At 50.4% G+C, this 20,612-nt stretch carries 17 protein-coding genes, 1 pseudogene and 1 riboswitch; of the genes and pseudogenes, 12 read left to right on the plus strand and 6 right to left on the minus strand.

Going from position 1 to position 20,612, the window contains the following annotated elements; all coding sequences use genetic code 11:
- From HOK28_23785 to HOK28_23795, 3 genes are all read left to right on the plus strand, one after another.
- Nucleotides 1-1,406 (plus strand): MMPL family transporter (locus tag HOK28_23785; protein ID MBT6436131.1); only part of this gene is annotated, 1,406 nt, incomplete at its 5' end.
- Nucleotides 1,382-2,236: an outer membrane lipoprotein-sorting protein gene (locus HOK28_23790; GenBank protein MBT6436132.1), complete on the plus strand. Its 855-nt coding sequence runs from the start codon at nt 1,382-1,384 to the stop codon at nt 2,234-2,236. The genes HOK28_23785 and HOK28_23790, both read left to right, overlap by 25 nt.
- The gene (locus HOK28_23795) at nt 2,233-3,537 is read left to right on the plus strand and encodes a hypothetical protein (protein MBT6436133.1); all 1,305 of its coding nucleotides are present in this window, start codon (nt 2,233-2,235) and stop codon (nt 3,535-3,537) included. Before HOK28_23790 ends, HOK28_23795 begins: the two co-directional genes overlap by 4 nt.
- A gap of 12 nt (nt 3,538-3,549) precedes the next feature.
- Here HOK28_23795 and hppD read toward each other — a convergent pair.
- Nucleotides 3,550-5,187, minus strand: a pseudogene (hppD, locus tag HOK28_23800) (4-hydroxyphenylpyruvate dioxygenase).
- A 401-nt stretch (nt 5,188-5,588) separates the two neighbouring features.
- Between hppD and HOK28_23805 the strand changes: the two are divergent.
- The 3 genes from HOK28_23805 to HOK28_23815 all read left to right on the plus strand — a co-directional run bounded on the left by HOK28_23805 (nt 5,589) and on the right by HOK28_23815 (nt 9,045).
- Complete coding sequence (locus HOK28_23805) at nt 5,589-7,946, plus strand: hypothetical protein (GenBank protein MBT6436134.1); 2,358 nt, start codon at nt 5,589-5,591, stop codon at nt 7,944-7,946.
- Nucleotides 7,947-7,983: 37 nt separating this feature from the next.
- Nucleotides 7,984-8,592, plus strand: coding sequence for a riboflavin synthase subunit alpha (locus HOK28_23810; protein MBT6436135.1), 609 nt, complete (start codon nt 7,984-7,986; stop codon nt 8,590-8,592).
- A 90-nt stretch (nt 8,593-8,682) separates the two neighbouring features.
- Nucleotides 8,683-9,045, plus strand: a complete 363-nt coding sequence (locus HOK28_23815; protein MBT6436136.1) for a DUF952 domain-containing protein — start codon at nt 8,683-8,685, stop codon at nt 9,043-9,045.
- Between the two features lie 45 nt (nt 9,046-9,090).
- Here HOK28_23815 and HOK28_23820 read toward each other — a convergent pair whose 3' ends face one another.
- The 3 genes from HOK28_23820 to HOK28_23830 all read right to left on the minus strand — a co-directional run bounded on the left by HOK28_23820 (nt 9,091) and on the right by HOK28_23830 (nt 11,972).
- Complete coding sequence (locus HOK28_23820; GenBank protein MBT6436137.1) at nt 9,091-10,059, minus strand: alpha-L-glutamate ligase; 969 nt, start codon at nt 10,057-10,059, stop codon at nt 9,091-9,093.
- 141 nt (nt 10,060-10,200) lie between these two features.
- The gene (locus HOK28_23825; GenBank protein ID MBT6436138.1) at nt 10,201-10,866 is read right to left on the minus strand and encodes a hypothetical protein; all 666 of its coding nucleotides are present in this window, start codon (nt 10,864-10,866) and stop codon (nt 10,201-10,203) included.
- A gap of 17 nt (nt 10,867-10,883) precedes the next feature.
- Complete coding sequence (locus tag HOK28_23830) at nt 10,884-11,972, minus strand: YHYH protein (protein ID MBT6436139.1); 1,089 nt, start codon at nt 11,970-11,972, stop codon at nt 10,884-10,886.
- A 168-nt stretch (nt 11,973-12,140) separates the two neighbouring features.
- Between HOK28_23830 and HOK28_23835 the strand changes: the two genes are divergently transcribed.
- The 3 genes from HOK28_23835 (at nt 12,141) to HOK28_23845 (ending at nt 14,342) form a co-directional block, all read left to right on the plus strand.
- A complete protein-coding gene (locus HOK28_23835) occupies nt 12,141-12,920 on the plus strand; it encodes a hypothetical protein (protein MBT6436140.1) in 780 nt (259 codons plus the stop codon).
- A 32-nt stretch (nt 12,921-12,952) separates the two neighbouring features.
- The gene (locus tag HOK28_23840; GenBank protein MBT6436141.1) at nt 12,953-13,573 is read left to right on the plus strand and encodes a YbhB/YbcL family Raf kinase inhibitor-like protein; all 621 of its coding nucleotides are present in this window, start codon (nt 12,953-12,955) and stop codon (nt 13,571-13,573) included.
- A 79-nt stretch (nt 13,574-13,652) separates the two neighbouring features.
- Nucleotides 13,653-13,829, plus strand: a riboswitch (cobalamin riboswitch).
- An 87-nt stretch (nt 13,830-13,916) separates the two neighbouring features.
- Nucleotides 13,917-14,342, plus strand: a complete 426-nt coding sequence (locus tag HOK28_23845) for a hypothetical protein (protein ID MBT6436142.1) — start codon at nt 13,917-13,919, stop codon at nt 14,340-14,342.
- Nucleotides 14,343-14,393: 51 nt separating this feature from the next.
- Here HOK28_23845 and HOK28_23850 read toward each other — a convergent pair whose 3' ends face one another.
- Complete coding sequence (locus tag HOK28_23850; protein ID MBT6436143.1) at nt 14,394-15,014, minus strand: hypothetical protein; 621 nt, start codon at nt 15,012-15,014, stop codon at nt 14,394-14,396.
- 302 nt (nt 15,015-15,316) lie between these two features.
- On the opposite strand from HOK28_23850, the gene modA reads away from it, so the two are divergent.
- From modA to HOK28_23865, 3 genes are read left to right on the plus strand one after another with little or no spacing between them, the layout of a single operon-like run.
- Nucleotides 15,317-16,057, plus strand: a complete 741-nt coding sequence (modA, locus tag HOK28_23855) for a molybdate ABC transporter substrate-binding protein (GenBank protein ID MBT6436144.1) — start codon at nt 15,317-15,319, stop codon at nt 16,055-16,057.
- Nucleotides 16,054-16,884: a molybdate ABC transporter permease subunit gene (gene modB, locus HOK28_23860; protein ID MBT6436145.1), complete on the plus strand. Its 831-nt coding sequence runs from the start codon at nt 16,054-16,056 to the stop codon at nt 16,882-16,884. The genes modA and modB overlap by 4 nt, the downstream gene beginning before the upstream one ends.
- The gene (locus tag HOK28_23865; protein MBT6436146.1) at nt 16,881-17,597 is read left to right on the plus strand and encodes an ABC transporter ATP-binding protein; all 717 of its coding nucleotides are present in this window, start codon (nt 16,881-16,883) and stop codon (nt 17,595-17,597) included. Before modB ends, HOK28_23865 begins: the two co-directional genes overlap by 4 nt.
- A 56-nt stretch (nt 17,598-17,653) precedes the next feature.
- On the opposite strand, the gene HOK28_23870 is transcribed toward HOK28_23865, so the two are convergent.
- A complete protein-coding gene (locus tag HOK28_23870; GenBank protein ID MBT6436147.1) occupies nt 17,654-20,500 on the minus strand; it encodes a hypothetical protein in 2,847 nt (948 codons plus the stop codon).
- Between the last annotated feature and the right edge of the window lie 112 nt (nt 20,501-20,612).

The following is a 20,612-nucleotide window of genomic DNA, read 5'->3' on the forward strand; positions in this document are numbered from 1 at the left end:
CGGTTGTCTTAGCCCTCACGACCACGCTTGCGGGCTTACTCTCACTGACCAGTGTTCCCCTGGCGCCGATGCGTGCCTTCGGCCTCTATGCTTCGCTTGGCGTTTTTCTGGCCTTGGTTGGAACCATCTTTTTATTGCCAGTCTTGATGAGCTTTTGGTGCAAACGGACGCCGCCGAAAAGTGGTTCGCCTGTCCGCTACGTGGTCGATGACCAATTGCGGGCTCTTCTTTCGAAGGTGAGTGCAATCTCCCGGCAGCGCACAGGTCTCACGCTCAGTGTGTTTATCGTTGTATCGATTGTTGCGGGTTACGGCGTTTCACTGGTGAAAATCGAGACGAATTATACGCAAGTCGTAAAAGATGGCTACGGCATGAGTGAAGTGGTTCGGCTGATCGACCAACTCTTTGGCGGCACATCAAACCTGGAGGTTATCCTCGATACGGGAGCAGCCGACGGTGCGAAATCTCCAGAGGTTCTTCATGCCATGGATAAGTTCGTGGAACTCAGCCTTGAAGGTGGGTCCGAATTCGTCAACCGCTCTTTCTCCTTGGTAAAACTTACCAAAGAATCTTACCAGCGGCTCACCGACGACAGCCCTGAGAACTATAAAATTCCAGAGGGTGCGGCCGCGGTGGCCCAAACGTTATCGCTCTATGAGTCGGCCGATCCAGAGAATCGAAAACTCTTTGTGGACGATAATTGGCAAATCGCTCGGATTACCTTCAGTGGATACAGTAAAGGCTCAAGTGCTTATACGGTCTTTATGAAAGACCTGGACGGGTGGTTGGATGAATCCTTTGGCCCGCTTCAAGAGAAATACCCAAACCTTAAATGGCACGTTTCTGGGAACATCTCGCTGATTATGCATTTTGCGAATCTTTTTACAGAGGCTCAGATCAGCTCGTTTGGTATCGCTCTGGGAGTCATCTGTTTGATTGTTTTGGTGGCTTTCGGTTCTCTCAAGTTTGGGCTTTTGGCCATGATTCCGAACCTCTTTCCTATCTTTATTTTGGTAAGTGCGGCTGGGTGGCTAGGTTTTCCGTTCGATGCGGATACACTCATTGTTATCCCTATTGCCATTGGTATTGCGGTGGATGATACGATTCACTTCCTCTCACATTACCGAACCAAGCTATTGGAGGGAATGAGCCAGGACGAGGCGATTGAGACCACGGTCCAAGAAGTAGGGCAGGCGATGACTTACACGACAGTCATTCTGGTTCTTAGTTTTCTGACCTACACTTTCTTGCTCTACAAGCCGATGACTGCTTTCGGTGTACTGTCTTCTATCTCGATTGCGGCTGCCTTGATTGCGGATTTGTTTATAATCCCTATTTTGCTTCGACACTTTAAACCCTTTGCTGCAAAGGAAGAGATTCTATGTTCTCAACAACCATCGGTTTAGTAGCTCTCTTAGCTCTGAGTGCGCCCTCGGGACGTGACATCGTTGATTCGATGGACAAAGTAGACGACGGAAAAACGCAGTATTCTGTTCGGATGATGTTGACGTGTACCTTCAAAATGAAGGCAGGGAAACGGGTCTGCGCATCCAAGCCTCGTAAGAAGGTTATCGAAGGCATCCAGATGGACATGGGTAAAGATGGCCGTGATGGTATCTCCATGAGCTACATCTTAGAGCCGGCTACAGAGCGGGGCATGGCTTTCAAGCAGTATGATTACGATGAAGCGAAGGATACCTCTGAGCAGTGGATGTATATGCCTGCGCTGAAAAAACTAAAGCGTATTGTCTCCGACTCAAGCAATGGGCCCCGTACCGGTACCCTTTTTGGATCTGAGATTGGCTACGAAGATATTGAGCGTCGTAAGTTGGACGATTATACCTACAAGCTTTTAGGGGAAGACAAAGTCGATGGCCAAGATGTTTATGTTGTGGAGTCCACGCCCACCGCTAAGCACCGGTCACAAACCTCCTACGGCAAAAGTAAATCATGGGTGAATAAATCCAACTACCTGCTTGTGAAGAATGAGCTTTATGACCATCAAGGTGCTTTGGTGAAAACTTTCTTCTTCAAAGATATTCAGCAGGTGGGAGATATCTGGCTTTCGCGCAAGATGGCAGTCGTGAACCATAAGAAAAATCGGATGTCGATGTTTGCCTTGAAGAAGCTGGCGCTAAACCCAGCACTTACTGACGCCATGTTTGATAACCGCGTTCTTGATGATGGTGCTTATCGTGAAAAACTCTTGGCACCGATTCGAGATTTGGCAAAATGAGATTATCTTTTGCTCTCGGTCTAAGCCTGCTTTTGGGGGCTCTGCCCGCGTGGGCCGATGAATTCGACTTTGGCGAGGACTTTGAAGAAGAGTCGGGCTGGTCTTTTCCGCTAAGAGGTTCACTGGGTATTGGCGCAGGTTATCAGGTTGGTGAACCCAAGCAGCTTGTTTCGCTCGAACTTCTTTCCACCTTTGTATTGGAGTGGTCAGGCAGCTGGGGCCGTTTATCCGGTGAAGGTGACGTAGAGCTGAATACCGCTCACTGGATTGAGGGCCGAGATGATGTGGCCAAGGAGTACGCTCTGGTCGCGATTCCTCGTTCCCTTAGTTACAGCTACGCCTTCGAGCATGTAAGCGTTGAGGTTGGTCAGTTTATGACTGTCTGGAGTACCGGGGATCTGATTCCAGTGCTCGATATTCTTACGGCCGCCGACACCACGGAAGGATTCTTTGCGAGGCCTGAGCAGTATCGTATGGGACAAGTTGGAGCGCGGGTAGATGCGTATCTTGGGAAACAAACTTTTAGTCTTGTCTGGCATGGCTGGCCGCAAATGAACCGGGTCGTGGATGGTAACCACCCTTACTCCCTTACAGGTGGCCTTGAATTTGAACAAAAGTATGTTTGGGATCCCTCGGAGATAGCTGGGCGCTGGTCCCTACAAACCCCGGGCGGATCTGTGGCTGTGATGGGCGGGCAAGTTTACGACGGCAACCCGGTTCCCGAAATTACTTTTCTAAATGACATGCCTGTTCCAACCGGTGAAGTGGGCTACATCAAGTATCCTTTTGTTGGTCTCGCCCTTACTCAGACTATGGGATCTCTTCTTCTAAAGTCTGAAGTGTCTTGGTCCTGGGATGCGATGGCTATGGGGTTGGATGAAGTCAGTCTTTTACCGCGCGACATGCTCAAAGCTCTCGTCGGCTTGGATTACAACCACGAATCCTTTGGTACGTTTATGGTTGAATCGGTTCTGGTGTTTATGCCGCAAGATGACTCCATTGCGTTCGAGGGACAAAGTGGCCGAGAGTCAGAGCTTCAAATACAGAACGCGGTCATGTGGTCGAATCAGTTTTTCGACGACTCTTTGAGCATTATGGTGATGGGTATTCTGCTCGATGGCTTGGACAACAGGGTTCTTAGGGCCAGTCTGGACTACAAGCTCTTAGATGACTTGATTATCAGTGGGCAAGGCACGGTCATCGATTTCGAGGCGGCCAACGTGATGAGCCCCGGCGCTCAGATAACCGGCTGGGACCGCGTCGATGTGAATTTGAAATGGGCCTGGGACTTAGCCCGTTAAAAAAGCTGAGCTTTAAAGTTTCACTTCTTCGGCCGCCATTTCATGCAGCCATGCTGCATGGCGCGGAGCACGCTTGGTTTGGCTCCACTCTTCCAGCATCTCTTCCGCCACTTCGTTCAAGCTTTTCATTTGCTCGTCGGTGCAGGTATTCGCCGCCAACTCAATACGGTGACCATTGGGGTCAAAGAAGTAGATACTCTTAAAGATACCGTGGTTGGTTGGGCCCAATACATCGATGCCCGCTTTGACCAGCCGTTCTTTAGCCGCAAAGAGTTCCTCTAGAGTTTCAAGTTCAAAGGCGATGTGTTGAACCCACTCAGGAGTATTGCCATCACGCCCCATTTCCGGAGAGTTTGGCAGTTCAAAGAACGCCAAAACATTTCCCTGACCAGCATCCATAAAGACATGCATATAAGGATCGGGTGCTTTGGTGCTCGGCACTTCGTTTTCGGCTATCGCCAAAACAAATCCCATATCGAGATTATTCTTATAAAACTCGACGGTCTCTTTGGCATCTTTGCAGCGATAAGCCACGTGATGAATACGTTGAATCTTCATAGAGTCAGCCTACTTGTCTTCGTTGTTTAAAACGCCGCGGTCGATTTGATCTCGCTCGATGGATTCAAAAAGAGCTTGGAAATTACCTTCGCCAAAGCCATCGTCGCCCTTACGCTGAATGATTTCAAAGAATACAGGCCCAATGACCGTTTCTGTGAAAATCTGGAGAAGCAAACGAGGTGTGCCGCCTTCGTTGGTACCGTCGAGTAAGATACCGCGCTTCTTCAGCTCTGGAACCGGCTGGTCGTGACCAGGCAGTCGCTCATCAAGCATGCTGTAGTAGGTCTCTGGTGGCGCGGTCATGAATTTCATGCCCAGCTCTTTGAGCTTATCGATGGTTCCGCAGATGTCGTCGGTGCTCATAGCGATGTGTTGAATGCCCTCACCGTTGAATTGCATGAGATACTCTTCGATTTGGCCGGCTCCTTTTGAAGACTCTTCATTCAAGGGGATGCGAATTTTTCCATCAGGTGCCGACATCGCTCTTGAGAAAAGGCCAGTGTACTCGCCTTTGATATCGAAGTAGCGAATTTGCTGGAAGCCAAAAATCTTGCGGTAGAATTCTGCCCAGTAATCCATGCGGCCGCGGTAGACGTTGTGGGTGAGGTGATCGATGACTTCGAGACCCGTTCCAACCGGCTTACGCTCGAGGCCTTCGAAGAAGTTGAAATCGATATCATAAATGGTCGAGCCTTCTTCGTAGCGGTCGATGAGGTAAATCAACGAGCCGCCGATGCCGCGCAGGGCAGGAAGCTTCAGCTCCATCGGGCCGGCAGGTACGTCGACGGGCTCAGCTCCGAGCTCAATAGCGCGGTTATAAGCAAACTGCGCATCCTTGACGCGAAAGGCCATGCCGCAAGCGCCAGCTCCGTGTTCTTCAGCGAAGAATGAGGCACGGCTGCGTTGCTCGTTGTTGATGATGAAGTTGACGTCTCCCTGGCGATAGAGGGTCACGTCCTTTGAGCGGTGTTTTGCCACTGCGATAAAGCCGAGTGTTCGAAATACTTTATCGAGTACGGTTGGATCCGGCGCCGAAAATTCTACAAATTCAAAGCCATCAAGTCCCATTGGGTTGCTAAAAAGGTCAGCCATAATTGCGTACTCCTGTCGTTATATTACCACTTCGAGACTGTGACTTTACTCATGGAGCCTAAGAGTGAAAGCCTAAAAGTCTGCACACCTCGTTCAAACTTATTGAACAACATGATTTAAGTGTTTGAAATATATGATTCTTTAAGGGGAAAGGTTACAAGTTCGGCGGCAAGGGTGATCATTCTTGGCGGTTCAAACTTGACCCTCATACTCAGATCTTAGCTTTGAATTGAAGCCGGCCAAAAGCAACGCGTTGCGTTAGCAATCACTCGATCTCCCTTGATATGAAACTGTTTTTTTCAAGTCTATCCGAGCCCTCCGTCTTGCACTTATAGCTTCGTTGCCATAGGCAGCCACACAATATTGTCGAATTTGAAGCGTTAGTTGAGGGAGACCACCGCATGAATCGAATAGCTTTTCCTTTGGTATTAGTAGGTCTTTTGGCCGGGGGTTTATCCCTTCTGGCAAGCAGCACCGCACTCGCTGGTGGTGCCCCTGCATCGAGCGGCGCTAAGTTTGACTGGAAAACCTCGCACATCCAGGATGTTGCGAAGCAGTTTATCGACTCCGTTGCCGCTGGCCAGTACCAAGAAGCTTACGAGATGGGTGGAGAAACCCTTCGTCAAGAACGAACCTTGGAAGCCTTCACACAAGACATCAAAAAGGGCCGCCTCGACCAGGGCGGCACCGTAACTTGGGACAACGGTACGAAGGCTTTACCTGCATCCAACGGCTTTAAGCTGATGGGTGAATACAAATCGGGTGCCGGAGATACCTTCCCGGTCTACATGCACCTAGAGGGTGATGCCAGCGTTTCAGCTACTGAGCGAAATCGTAGCTGGGGTGAGAATACTGTTTGGACTGTTATGGATTACCGCTCTGCGGAATCCATGTTTGCTCGGCTTGGAACCAAGACAGCCACTGCACTTGATTGGGTGCTGCTCGTTTTCGCAGTGCTCTTAGCACTCGCCTTGACGGGACTGACTTGGGGTTATGTTAAAGGCTTAAGAGGCCACCCGAGAGAGCTCTGGCTCATGTTTTTCACCAAGCTAACAGAGTACAGCGCGTATGGTTCAGCTTCGGTTATTTTCGTACTCTTCCTTCAAGAAGAAGTGACCGTCAACGGCCAGGCACTCGGCGATAGTACGGGCTATCTTTACTTCGCGGTCTGGGGGCTTGTCGCTACGATTATTACAGTTATGGTTGGCGCGGTTTGCGATACCATCGGCGTGAAGCAGTGCTTGCTCATTGGTTCAGTGATGCTGCTGATTTCCCGATTTGCTATGCCGCTTAGCAACGATATTATTCCGGTTACGCTACTCGGATTTCTACCACTCGCATTTGGTTTTGCCATCACGGGTCCAGTCCTCAAGGTTGGTATCAAGTGGTTTACAACACTCAAAACGGCAACGCTTGGTTTTGGTCTTTTCTACACGCTCATGAATATCGGCTTCACCGTTGGTGCCGAAATCGCCGATTATTTCCGTAAGTATTACGCGGAAGGGCTTGAAATTTGGGGCGTAGATTTCTCAACCTACCAGTTAATTATCGCCGTTGGATTCCTCATTAACATTCCCGATTTCATCGCTATTCTCATCATGCGCGAAGGTGCAGAGATGACTGAGAAGGGCATGGTTATCCGTAAGACTGAGAGCGCCACGGCAGAGGAACTTGCCACGGAGCTGCGCGGTTCTGTCGCTGAACGACGTGCTAAGATGACCAGAGAGCTTCTGGGCAGCCTAGCCGCAACGGCACTGATTGGGCTTCTGGCTTGGGGTCTTGTGGAAGTCAAAATGCACGAATGGGTGCTGGCAGGTGTTGTAAAAGCAGGAAACTATGTTTGGTCGATTTTAATCACGCTTGCCATTCTCGCAATTGGCGGAATCCTTTATGCAGCGCTTTCACACTTCGGAGCTCTAAAGCCCGGGGGAACGCTGGATAGAGTGATGAAGTCTGTTCGTGATGCAACTCAAGAGACTGGGTTTCAACTCAAGGATAACTTCAGCCAAAAGGTCTTCTGGATCTACATGGGCATGCTCGGGATTCTGACGTTTGTTAAACTAACGTTCTATCTCTTCCACGTCATGTTCCCGACCTATGCGACTCGGGTTTTTGGTTACGATTTCCCAGTAGCCGGTGTTTTCGGAACATTAAACCCGGCGATGATTGTCTTCCTCGTACCGCTTATCTCAGCGCTTACAGTGAACATTCGCTCTTATACGATGTTGATGGTTGGTACGGCCGTATCAGCTGCTGCGGTATTCCTCTGCTTCATCCCAGATAGCATCGCCTTGGCGATTGGGGATACTTGGTTTGGAACGTGGCTTTTTGATTACTGGCTCGAAGCGCCAGCTGGAAACCGCGACCCATTCCTCATCAGCTTTATCATCTTCATTATGGTCTTCACCGTGGGTGAAGCGATATGGTCTCCGCGTCTGATGCAGTTTAGTGCCGAGATTGCTCCAAAGGGCAAAGAGGGTGCTTATATTGCTCTTGCAATGCTTCCTTATTTCCTAGGGAAAATTGCGGCGACGGTTATGGCGGATATCCTCACAGGCCAGTACTTCTCGAGTGATATGGTTGAGTACCCGAATCACGAACTATCGTGGCTCTGGGTAGCAGGCATGTGTCTCTTCTCCCCGCTGGGAATGGTGATTTGGCGTAAGCACTTCAACCACAGCGAGCAAGCTGCAGAAGATGAAGCGCAGCGCCTTTCGGCCGAAGAGAACGCCGAAAACGAAGCTCTTCCTGCAGTCTAAGCGGCTGGAAACCTTATCTCTATGAAGCGGTGAATCCATGTTTACCGGAATCGTAACCCACTGTGCCCCCGTATCATCCGCCGAGATGAAAGAGGGCATTCTGCGCCTTGTGATTGATGTTCCCTCTGGTTTCACTAAGGGTTTAGAGCGAGGCGCCAGTATTGCCATCAATGGTGTGTGTCTTACCGCCATTGAATGGGACGATTCTTTCGTAAGCTTTGACGTGATTGACGAAACGCTCAACAAGACCAACCTTGTGGGCATTCAATCCGGCACCCTTGTGAATCTTGAGCGAGCGGCACGTTTTGGGGATGAGATTGGTGGGCACCCGCTCTCCGGTCATATTCACACCCAGGCCGAACTGGTTCGCGTAGAGCAAGACGAAGCCAATGTGGCGATGATTCTTTCGTTTGAAGATGCGTGGAAGCCCTATGTGATTTCCAAAGGCTACATCGCCATCAATGGCTGCAGCCTCACTATAGGCAAAGTAGAAGGCAACCAGTTTTGGTTGCACCTGATTCCAGAAACCCTGCGCGTGACCAACCTAGATGGTATGAAACCTGGCACCAAGCTCAACATCGAAATCGACCACCAAACCCAGGTGATTGTGGATACCGTTGAGCGGTATATGGCCAGCCGGGACTGAGTTTCCCAAGTTTTCAGTTCTTCGTTATCATCTTCAGTAATCGATCTCTCTTCAATTGAATTCCCACTCGAGACTGCATAGTTTCCCCGTATGAATGAAATCATCTACCGCATTGTTCCAAGCTCCGATTGGCAGCTCACTTTAGAAAATGGCTTGGTGCCGCTTGGGCCCGTCGATAAGCGCGATGGCTTTGTGCACATGTCCACGGAGCAAACGCTCATCGAAACGGCGAACCTTTATTTTAAGCCCGCCGATAAGCCCATGGTGCTTGAAGTGGTGGTTGCTCAATTAGAAGCAGAGCTAAAATGGGAACCGGCCGCATCTCGGGGCGGTGCATTGTTTCCGCACCTTTACGCCGAAGGCATTCCGCTTACGGCCATTCAGGCGACGGTTGAGCTGCAGCATTCTGAAGAAAATGGTTTTAGCTTTGGACAAAAAAAAGAGCTGACCTAACGCGAACGCAGGCCAGCTCCTTTCGATTGAAGCATCAGCTAATGCTTACGCAGCGTTGGAGTGTAACGCGGGGGTTCCAGTTTTCTGGAGTTCTTTTGCACAGAGTTCGGCAATGGCTTCCATGCCATAGATACCAACCTCGTCTTCAACAGTCGCATTGTAATTGCTGGTGCTGTTGATGTCGTAGGTGTAACGGTTGCCTTCTTTGTCTTCCACAAATTCAATACCGGCTACATCAATGTCGTGGTTCTTGCAGAACTCGATGTAAGCTACGACCAGTGGGTCGTCGGCGGTGATTTCATGGCGTGGTTGAAACTTGGCTGCCTTGGTGGCCGACGAATCAGGCGCAGGGCAGAATGCATCGCCAACGCTGCATGCATCGGCGGGGCAAAGTTCAAACCCATCTTCCGTAGAAGAGCGAATGGCGTAGAGGAATTTTCCATCTACAATTTCAACGCGGGTGATGAACTTCTCAGCAGGCTCAATGTATTCCTGAAGCAGGTTGATTGAATCTGGAGAGTCTTCGTACTTACCAGCGTTGATAAAATCTTCGAAAGCTTGGTGACTCTTAAAGAGCTGCACGCCGAGACCTTTACCGCCTTGGTTGTGCTTGGTGATAAATGGCGTCTTCATTTGCTTGGACGCTTCGATAAGTTTGTCGGTTCCGGTGACCGCAATGGTGTGTGGCGTGCGGATTCCAGCTGCTTGAAGCGCTGCATCTTGCTGTACTTTGCTTACTTCCAGGCGGAACGATCTGCTGCCATTGATGATGCGAACACCCTTTTCTTCGAGAAACGTCAGGTACTCACGAACAAACTGCACACCGGCCTGGTGACCGCGGGTGTGAGAGGATGGGCTCATGCGATTGATAACAAGCTGCTCTTCAGGCTCAAGGCCGAGATTCAAGATCCCACCGTCCATAAATCGCTCTTCATAGTCGAGCCCAGTCTTGTCGAGAGCGCCGCGAAGGGGTGGCATCCAGTCTTCGTTTTCAAAAAGGATGGTGGTGCTCATTTAATTTCTCTTTCATTTCAGTCAGTTACGTCTAAGTGTGATATCATAGCTTATATAATCACCTTTGTCATGTATGTATGGGGCTTGGAAGTGCGTCTGACAAGTAGTTTGAATGAGGAAAACGATTTAAATGGCGGGTTTCTAGATCTCTTGCGACTTCGAGGCGCCGGAAAGGCGCTGGCCGACAAGACCGAGGCTGAGGATTCCGACCAATATCCAGGGCAGATGGTCGGTGGTTTCACCCGAATCTTGAGTAGGGCTCAGGGCCTTAAAACTTGCCCGCCCACCGGGAACCATCTGGCGTGAGCTGGGCTGTGTGAAGGTAATAAAAAGCTCACCGAGTGATTCAGGAAAGCTCACCGAGACACCGCTAGGCGCCGTGGCATCGAATACACCCTCGAGCTGAATGTTCCACCAGCCGAAACCGTGAGGGAGTTTCGTTCGGCGCGCTTGAACTTCCGTAAATTGAACCAGAAGCTCTCGAATATCCTCTGCTTTGGGAAAGTGGAGAATCTTAAGTTTGGCCTGGGATTCATCCCCCCAAAGACGCGTGTCTTGAAGAAGACTATCCCTAGCTTGTTCAAGCTTTGTCTCGATTTGAGTTTCGTCAAATGCAGGTCTTTGACCTTGCGTATGCGGTCCCACCTGGGTGAGCCAGTCGAGGATGGCTACGTTGAGTAGAATACGAAAATGATTGTCTCGCAGTTCAACCCTTGCGGTGTTGTTCTTGAGTTCATGGCCGTGGGCGGTGATGGTGACACCGGTGCACAAAAGTAGAAGAGTTGCCACACGCATAATTTTTTTCATACTGGGAATCACAAATATTAGTTTGGAGGTCCTGCGGTGCGGCAGCCTGCAGGTGCTGACGTTCCACTGGGCAAATCACGACAAAAGCACTCGTTTTGCTCGGTTGTATTGCATTGGTCTCCGTTGGACCGGTTGCACATCTTTGATTCCACATCAAAGCAGCGGGTGGTGTCGCTGCGCGTAGAGTACTGAATGTAGTAATCCACCGATTGATACGTGTAAGAAAGCCGCCGCGTTTCTGTGCCGTCACTCTTAGCGCTGGTTGTGTAATCTAAAGAGCTGGCATCGATTGGAGCACCGCCAGGTCTAGAGGTGCTTACCCGAGGTAGGTCTGCTTCGTCGACTTCGCCTCTCAGGCACTTGAGAATATACGGCTGTTCACTGGATGTGTGGTACCGGTAGCCGAATGTCTCGTCTGTTTGGCCATTGCATGGGTCAAGCGCCGATGAGGCAATGCTGGAACCATCGGGGTTGTTGTTTCCGTAGATGGGGTAACCATCGTAGGCCCAGCCGATGATTGGGTTTGCGTCTTTGTTATCCATCATGGCAATCATACAATCTGGTGATTTGTGATAATGGTAATCATCGCCCTTGCCAGCATGCCCGCCGCAATTGTCCAGTTGCCCCAACAAGGTTGTGTCTTGGTTACTCTCATATTGAGAATTTCCATCGTCGTCCATTTGCAACTCACCGCCCGCGGAGTAATCGTAAATCGGTACACCGTTGACTGCCACGCCGAGAGCAGAATCACGAGTGGTGACGGTATCGGCAACCACGGGGCTTAACCGAATAGGAGCTTCAAAGTCTGGGGCGGGTGCCGGGACCTGTTCGTTGGTCCCAACGATGCCATTCATGAGGTCGTGGGCAGGGTAGGTGTCGGCTCCAAGGTGTGCAAATTGAGAATCACATCGGACGGCGACTTCTTCAGCAAAACCGGCATCTGAAATAGATGCGCGAATCACGGTGCAGCGGTCGTCGGTATCCACGTCAGGGTTTGTGATGTCACTTGGCGAAGAGCTATCGTTGCCTGTTGTATCGGAGTCATCGCCTCCGCAAGCAGTCAGTTGCGCGGTGACGAATAGCGTAGCGAAGATAAGAGAGCGCATGGTTATTCCTTAGGCCTTAGCTAAATGTTGCCTTAGGCTAGCAGGCTCTTGAGGGGCGATAAACCGATGTTTGAAGTGATCTTTAAATTGGGGTTTAACCTGATGGGGTTTGGTTCCGTTAGATTTTAACTTTTTCGAGAATACCGGCATAGAGCTGTGGGGGAATAGATGGTTACTGGAATTTATAAGAGATATTTTTTCGCTTCGGCGCTCTTAACCTCAGCAGCTCTTTTCTGGGCGTGCTCTGGAACGACAGACTCTGATAATGTCGGCGCAAGCTCGTCTGGAACCGAGGGTTCCGTTACGGCTACCATTTATGCCGATAACTATTTTGAGCTTTACGTTAATGGTGAGCAGGTAGCGGTTGACCCTCTAGACTTCACACCCCACCAAGCCGTCCAGGTGTCATTTAATGTGCCCGAAGGAACCATCCCGGTTTACGCGATTCTTGCCAGCGATTTCGCTACCGAATCAGGCTATGAATATACATCGACCAATAGCCCGCAATTGGGCGATGGAGGTCTAATCGCTGTCTTCTCCGATGGGCAAACAACCGGATCGGATTGGAAATGTTATACGGTGCTCTATGGCCCAACCGAGGCTTCTGAGGCGGCTGGGTGCAGTGCAGCGAACCTCGGTGCCTGTGAAGTAACGGATGCTGGTATACCCAATGGGTGGGCAGATACAGATTTCGACGATTCGGATTGGGAGGAGGCTACCGAGTATTCCGCGCAGGCTGTTGGCTGGGGGAGAAATCCAGACTACCGCAATGGAGAGTGTTGCACGATTACCGATCCACTAACCCGTGAAGACGCGAGCCCAAGTTGCTTGGCCATGGATGAATCAGAGTGCTTGTCACCGGAAGAACAGTCGTGGGGTGATGCTGAGTTTATTTGGGGAAGCGATCTTGAACGCGTGAACAAGGTTCTGTGTCGCAGCCAGCTTTAAATTGAGGTTTGATAAACCCTGGGGAGTAAGTGATGAAGTTTTACCGATACTTAATGAAGCAACTGATTTTGGGCTTACTGGCTCTGAGCCTGTTGGGATGCGGGAGTGATTCCGAGCCTGCCGATAACAATGCTGGCCAAGAGGATTCCGGTTCAACGAACACCGCGACTGAAGATTTTGGAGACTTCCAAGTGAGCAGTACCGCCTTTAATGCAGGGGATACTTTGCCGGAAGACTATGCTTGCTCTCGCGATGGCGGCGGTGATTTGTCGCCGCCAGTGACGTGGTCGGGGGCGCCGGAGGGTGTCACTGAGTATGCGCTCGTGATGTATCACTACCCACAAGGCCAAACCGACAACCCAAGTCATTATTGGCTTGTTTGGAACATTCCATCCTCTATCAACTCGTTAGACGCTGGCAATTTGGAGAGCATCGGGAATGAAGGCAGTAATAAGGATGGCGTTGCAATTGGTTATACGCCGCCATGTTCACCTGGAGATGCTGTCCACGAATATACGATTCGTGTCTATGCACTGAGCGCTGCCCCGGAGGCCTTGGGGAGCTCAGATAACGTTTCTATAGGTTGGGCTGAATTTGTCGCTGCAGTGGAGCCCCTTTCTCTCGGAATGACTGAGTTCTCGTTTACGAATTAAGTTCGTCGTGCCTTTTGTTTTAGTCTTTTGCGGAGAGTTCTTTCTCCGCAACTTGGACCGTTGCCCCGCCTGGACAAGTCTGATAATCGCATGACTGGGTGGCTGAGAGATCAGCGTAACAGGGAAATCGGTGTAAATCCGATGCGGACCCGCCACCGTAAGAAAGCATGCTTTGTCATATGCCACTGGGAAACTGGGAAGGCGACAAAGACGCCGCTTTCGAGCCGGGAGACCTACCCAACATTCAACTTCAATTCCCTCGGGTATAGGGCCGATTGATTCTATGTGCTTAATTCTTAGCACACGTTTCAATGGCTCGATGTATGGGGAAAAGGATGCAGTGATGCAACGTTTTTCAGTTTTAGCGATTGTTTGTTCCGTTTTAGCAGTAGGTTTTTTGTCTGGTTGTGGCGACGACACAAGCAGTGACTTAGCTATTTTGGGTCAGTATGTAGACAACTACGATACCAACCACGAAATCACCAACGAGATGTGGACCAGCGGTGAAAGCGGGTTCATGATTACTCAGTTCTCCAACGAGTCTCAAATGCTTATTGCGCAAAACAGCAGTGAAAATGAGTGGAGTGCTAATCTTTGGAGCCGTTTTGATTGGACTGAAGATTCCGATGGTCTTTGGATTTGTCAGACAGCTTATGATGCCGAGTCTGAAGAAGCGGCTATGAATATAGCTGCTGCTGATGCAACAGATCCAGCTAATACGGGTTGTAGTAGCTTCTCTTGGACCAAGCTGGTCGCAGCTGGCGAGTAAGTAGCAAGACAATATTTAGCATCCTCTGTGGTTGCTAAGCATTTTACTTCACTAGTCTTTAAACAATTTCTTAGCAGCTTTAATTTGCTCTTTCGATGGCCAACCACCAGGGCCTTCACCCTCTCCGTTTGCGACCAATCTTGAAAGATACATTTCTGTTCGGTCCTCCGCCGAGACAACCACGCGTTCAATCGTTTTGCCTTGGGCATAGTCCACCTTATTCATATTGCGAACCATATGTTCGAAGGAGTCATTGGCAGCTCTTCGGTTGGGTGCATCTGGGGCGGCTCTAAACTGGGGAAGAAAAGCATAGCCAAGCTGATTGATTTGCACCGCACTGCTCACGTTTCCTTCTTCGATGAGGTCACGCTGGGTTTGGCGGTAGGTGTCGGAGTTAAAGCCACTGGCATCGGCAGTCGTTTGGGTACCCGTTCCGATATGGTCTCGGTGAAAACCTTTCACTTCTTGGTAAGCCCATGCTTCTTTTTCGAGTTTTCGTGAAGCCTTGGTTTTACCGCGCTTACCTTCGGCGGATTGGTTGAGCGGCGCGAAACCGATGGTATGTTCTGACTCGTGCGTATTTCCTGTAACCTTCTCGCCGTGCGCTCGCGTAAGTCTTCTTTGCTCGCGTCGTTTGGCTCCGTGTTGTCCAATTGCATACTTCATCGCCATGAATTTCACCTTGTTGAATGTTACATCTTAGATTTAGCAAGTCTTAGGCCAACCCTTTGATTTGAAAACATTAATAATTCTAGATGCTTAGTAAATGAACTGGTGGGTAGCGTGCTTCATTTTGGCTTTTAAGCCAAAATAGTGGCGTGCGTGAGTGGTCAAGTTTTACTTCTTGAGCGTGAGGGTTTAGAAATGCTCCTTCGTATTTTAGGCTTGCTGTACTTGACGTTTCTTAAGGCAACGGCAACAGCGCGAGGGACGGGCAGGTTTTAATGCTTCGTAATACATTATTGATTCTCATAATGGGATTGTCCCTGTTTGGGTGCAGCACACAAAGCGGCCATGACGAGCAGCGCTTGTTGGTCTATGCTGCCTCGTCGCTGACCGATGTATTGAAAAAGGTTGAGAAGCAATTTGAGTTGAAGCACCCCACGGTTGATTTGGATGTTGCTTACTCGGGGAGCCAGACCTTACGGCTACAGATTCAGCAGGGAGCCCCGGCGGATGTTTTCATTTCGGCCAATAGAAAACATATGAATATGTTGGTCAATGAGGGTAAAATTACTGAGCGCCGAATTCTGGCCTACAACCGGTTGGCTTTGGTCTTGCCGAAGGGTAATCCAGCAGGGATCACTCAAGTTACCGAACTCGATAAAGCCAAGCGCCTGGTCATCGGTACGTCGGGAGTTCCAATTGGGCGATATACCCGGCAGTGGCTTTCAAAGATGAACCAAGTTGTTGATGGAGATTTTTCTCAACGTGTACTCAAGCGAGTCGTTTCTCAGGAAAATAACGTGCGCCTGCTTAGAGCTAAGGTAGAGCTGGGTGAAGCGGATGCCGCTATTGTATACTTTACGGATGCTATATCATCTGAGGGCGTTGAATATTTACCCATCGAGGAAGAGTTGAATATTCGAACCGAGTATCAGTTGGGAGTTGTTTCCCAAAAGGAGACCAAGTCGGCCTTGGGTGTATGGTTCGCCTTTTTAGGCTCTGACGAGGTGCGGAAGTTGATGGCAGAAGAGGGGTTGGGTTTGCCATGAGACAGGGTTCTGAACATACTACGAGCGGTAGATGGCGGTCCTTGTTACTGGCAATGCCGATGCTGGTCTTATTGGTGCTGCCGATATTTGCCCTGGTGTTCTCTTCGAGCCCAGCCGAGTTTATGGCCGGCACCCAGCACCCTTTGTTTTTTCCAGCACTTACTTTGAGCTTGCAGTCCACCTTTGTCAGTTTGATTTTGATTATACTCGCAGGGACGCCGTTGGCCTGGTGGCTCGCTCATTCATCAGGTCGCTCGACGAGAGTGATAGCTACTTTAGTTGAGTTACCGATTGTATTACCACCCGCAGTGATCGGAGTGGCTCTTCTGCAGGTTTTCGGTCGAAGTGGATTTTTTGGGGAGACACTTGCCGCGTTGGGTTGGCAGATTCCCTTCACAACCTTAGCCGTCATTCTTGCACAAACCGTGATAGCGGCTCCGTTTTATGTGCAATCTGCGACGGCCGCATTTAAACGCGTGGACTCTGATTTACTTCTGGTCGCGAGAACGCTTGGGCAAACCCGTATGGGCACTTTACTTCGTGTGGCGGTTCCTCTTGCTTTACCCGGGTTATTAAGCGGCGCAGCTTTGGCCTGGGCGCGGGCACTGGGTGAGTTTGGTGCAACACTGCTATTTGCCGGTAACCTCTCCGGCGAAACACAGACCATGCCCTTGGCGATTTATACCGCTCTAGAATCTGATGTGCGAGCTGCCTTGGCTCTCGCTTTGGTTTTGGCCGCTGGTGCGACCATACTGCTCATGTCACTTCGATTGCTTCCTATTCGCTGGCTTAGAGATTCGAAGTATGGCTTGGAAGGCAATTCATGAGTTGGCAGATATCGATGAAGCTTGGCCTTGGGGCACTTGATCTTGAAGTGAATATCGAAGGCAGTCGTCAGCCCACGGCACTGATAGGGCCCAATGGTTCTGGAAAAACAACCTTGCTACGAGCGGTGGCAGGTGCCTTCACACCTGATGTTGGCCGGTTTCAAATTGGTGATAACGTTCTCTTCGATTCACAAAGTGAAATTGACAGAGCTCCAGAGCAGCGCAAAGTGGGTTACGTGCCTCAGGGCTTTGGGCTGTTTCCGCATCTGCGCGTGATTGATAATGTGGCGTTTGGCTTAAGTGCAAAGCTCTCTCGGGAAGCGCGCCGCTCGCTTGCATCAAAGCAGCTTGAGCAAATCAACGGTACTGAATTGTCCAATCGCTGGCCTTCAACACTCTCCGGTGGCGAGAAGCAGCGCATTGCCTTGGCCCGAGCGCTTATTACTGAGCCTGATCTGCTGCTTTTGGATGAGCCGCTCTCGGCTCTGGATGTATCAGCACGTCGTTCTCTGCGAGCTCACCTCGCTCAGCATCTTTCGAACTCGGAGACCCCGACCATCATTGTGACGCATGATATTAGAGATGTGGTGGCTTTGGAGGCGACGGTTATTGTCTTGGAGAAGGGGCGCATCGTGCAGCGCGGGAGCTTAGATGATTTACGTGCGAATCCCGCCAATGATTTTGTCGCCGAGTTTTGTCACACAGAGGTGTGAGCAAAGCACATGAGTGACTGAGATACGAAAGACCTCAGCCACTCATACTTCAGTGCTTACTCTGGGAATTCCCAGCCGCCTTGTATCGATGAACAGTAGTAAGTGCTTGCGTTGCTGCCAGCGGAGAGACCAGCTTCGTATTCTACAGAACCGACGCTGCCAATATTATACGGGTCAAACGTCTGAAAGTTACCAGCACCACTTAGTGAACCATTTTGATTCCAGGTAATATCACCCACGCGCCAAATCGCGTTGGAGGATGAAAGAATGCGAGAGCTGCTAAATACTTCAACACCGCCGAGCCAAATTGTGACGTTTACTTCACTTGGACCTTCGATGCGGTCTGTCCATTCGTAATAATGTACATAGACGGCGTAGGTACCGGCGCGGGGTGAATCGATGTTGATGTTCTCGTGCTTGGTCCCGCTGGTGCTATCTACATCTAACCGCGGGTTGGCGCCTTCGCCTGATCCATCCTGGTTGAACCATTGCGGCGCATCGTAGGCTGCGTCTGGCTTACAATTGCGCCAGTGACAATCTGATTGTTGATTACACACGCGAGGGTCATTTTCTACATAAACTAAGTGAAGATCTTGGTCAGCATCATCAAGCTCAGACCACGTAAGCTGAACATGGAGATGACTTGAAGGGAGAACGTTGAAGGTTGTGCATGACGCTGCAGTATCCAAACTTTGCACGCCTTCTTCATTTTCCACGGTCAGGCATACTCTGTATTGCCCCGGTAAATCCGCGAGCATCCCTTCGTAGATTTCACAGTTCGATTCCCAAGCGGTGTAGCAAGTGTCCAACACTTCTCCGCTGGTTCGCTGACTTCCCGTTGGGGCAAGTTCTACTGTCCAGATGTAGCGACTTAGGTCTAACCCTGATGGGTCAAAGCTTTGAGAGCCGTCAAGTCGAACACTTTCCATTGGGTCAATGTTCTCATCGTTGTTGCATGTTGCCTGGTATCCAACGGCGCTGGTGCATGGTCCTGAACTTGCTATCGCCACAGGCTCAGGTCCTGCACTGGCGGCTATGAAGATTTCAATACGAGCTTCGTCAGAGTCGTTGGAGTCAACAACCAGTTTGGCTGCGTAATTACCATCTGCACCAGGGGCGAATTGAACCGCGGTGCTCCAAATCCCGTTTTCACCGCAACTTGGATTGGCGGGAGCGATGCTGAGTGCGGAACTCGCCGAGTTGGCCATTGAGAATGAACTCTGGCTTGTTTGTCCGTTTGCGAATGTTACCCCGTTGCTAAGGTTCAGGCTGCAGCTGTTGCAGCTGGAATCACATTCTGATTTGTTACGGATATAGAGCTGAGTCGTTTGGTTCGCACCAGGTAGAATGTGGCCAAGATAAATAGGTGCAGCTTGAGAGCCGAGTCTACAGATTCCACTGCTGCAGTCGGTTCCAACGATCGGACCAACCATGCCTTCGAATTCAACTTCAATCTCAGGCTGACCCTGCTCCACAACGGCCATAGTCAACGGAATCTCAATCTGGGTCTCATCCGGATCATTGGATGTAACGTGGAGGCTTGCATTGTAGTTACCAGGCTGTGTAGCAGAAACCTGAACGCTTAGGGTTTTAGAGGATGGTAATGTACAGTCGGGGCGGTTTGGGTGAAGCGTATTACTCGAGAAAGGAATAACGGCTTCCCAGTCTGCTCCTTGGTCGGCCGCAGTTACTGACAATCCAGTGATGTCGAGAGCACAATCATCGCATGAGACCTCGCTTGGACAATCCACGAGGTTCTCAATGCCTACATCGATGCTAAGTTCTTCATTGGGTGCCATGTTACCGAGGTCGATGGCAAGGCCGCCGTTGAGCATACAGTTGCCGTTGGCACATTCTGTTGCGACGATAGGACCGCTTACCGAACCGGCTCTAACCTCAATATCGGGATCCATTCCAGGTACGATGACGTCGGTGAATCGAACCATAAGCGGAATTTCGATGCGCGCCTCATCTGGGTCGTTTGAATCGATGAAAAGGCTTGTGCTGTAGGTTCCCGCTTCGGACGGGGCAACGTTCATGGTGAAAGAGTAAACGCCATTGTCATCGCATGATGTGTCTGCTTGAGGCACCATGATCGATGCATCGTTTGCGGTGATGTTAAAGCTACCGTCGGTGAGGCTGCCGTTACTCAGGGAGATACCGCGGGAGCCGTCGTTACTTTCAACGCGTAGTGCACAGGTTGTGCAGCTTGTATTGCCGGTGAGAACTGGGCACTGAGCCATATTGCGAATATGCATGGCAACACTGACGGGGGTGTTGGCCTCGAAACTTCCAACCACGAGAGGTGTGTTGTCGGGTGTAGAGCATACGCCTTGGACACAGGACGTTTCGATGGTTGTTCCAGGAAGGTCTCCGAAGCTAACGCTGATATCCGGCTGACCGGCCGAGACCGCATTTGCACTTACTCTTAGTAATTTCTCAGTTTGAAACCCTGCATTAACTCTAATATCAGTTTGAGCTCCACCCTCTTGGATAGCAGTGAAGGGTATACCGAGTATCAAGTCTTGGTCGGGAGCAAGGGTTAGGGGAAGTGTAAGACCCGTTCGATTGTTCCACTCGCCTCCCGGAAGCCATTGCATGAGTTCCCAGCGGTCTCCGCTTTGATTTTCCAGGTTGTATTGAATCGAATGGACTTCAATCGGGCTTTGACCATCGTTCTTAAGTTTGAACCATGCAGTAAAGGTTGCTCCGGCGTTTACGTCACCTAGGTTAATCTCAACCAACTGGGGTGATTCGTAAGCATCTTGCATGGTCCCGTTCCAGGCACTGGCATCCAGTGATTCGGGAATGCCCATAAGAACTTCGGGCTGACTGCAGCCAAAGAGTCCAAGGCTCATCAAGACGATTGCGTAAACAGGGGTAAGCATAGCAAAGCGGGGCATATCGCGTTCTCCAAAACATCGACCCGGTAGGGAGTATCGGTGAATGACCCCTTGCTCTTGGGGGTCACCGAGACCGTGTCGAAAGGCATGACAAAGTGAGCGGTTACTGAAG

It is taken from the genome of Deltaproteobacteria bacterium (genome assembly GCA_018668695.1).
In the GTDB taxonomy this organism is placed as follows: domain Bacteria; phylum Myxococcota; class XYA12-FULL-58-9; order XYA12-FULL-58-9; family JABJBS01; genus JABJBS01.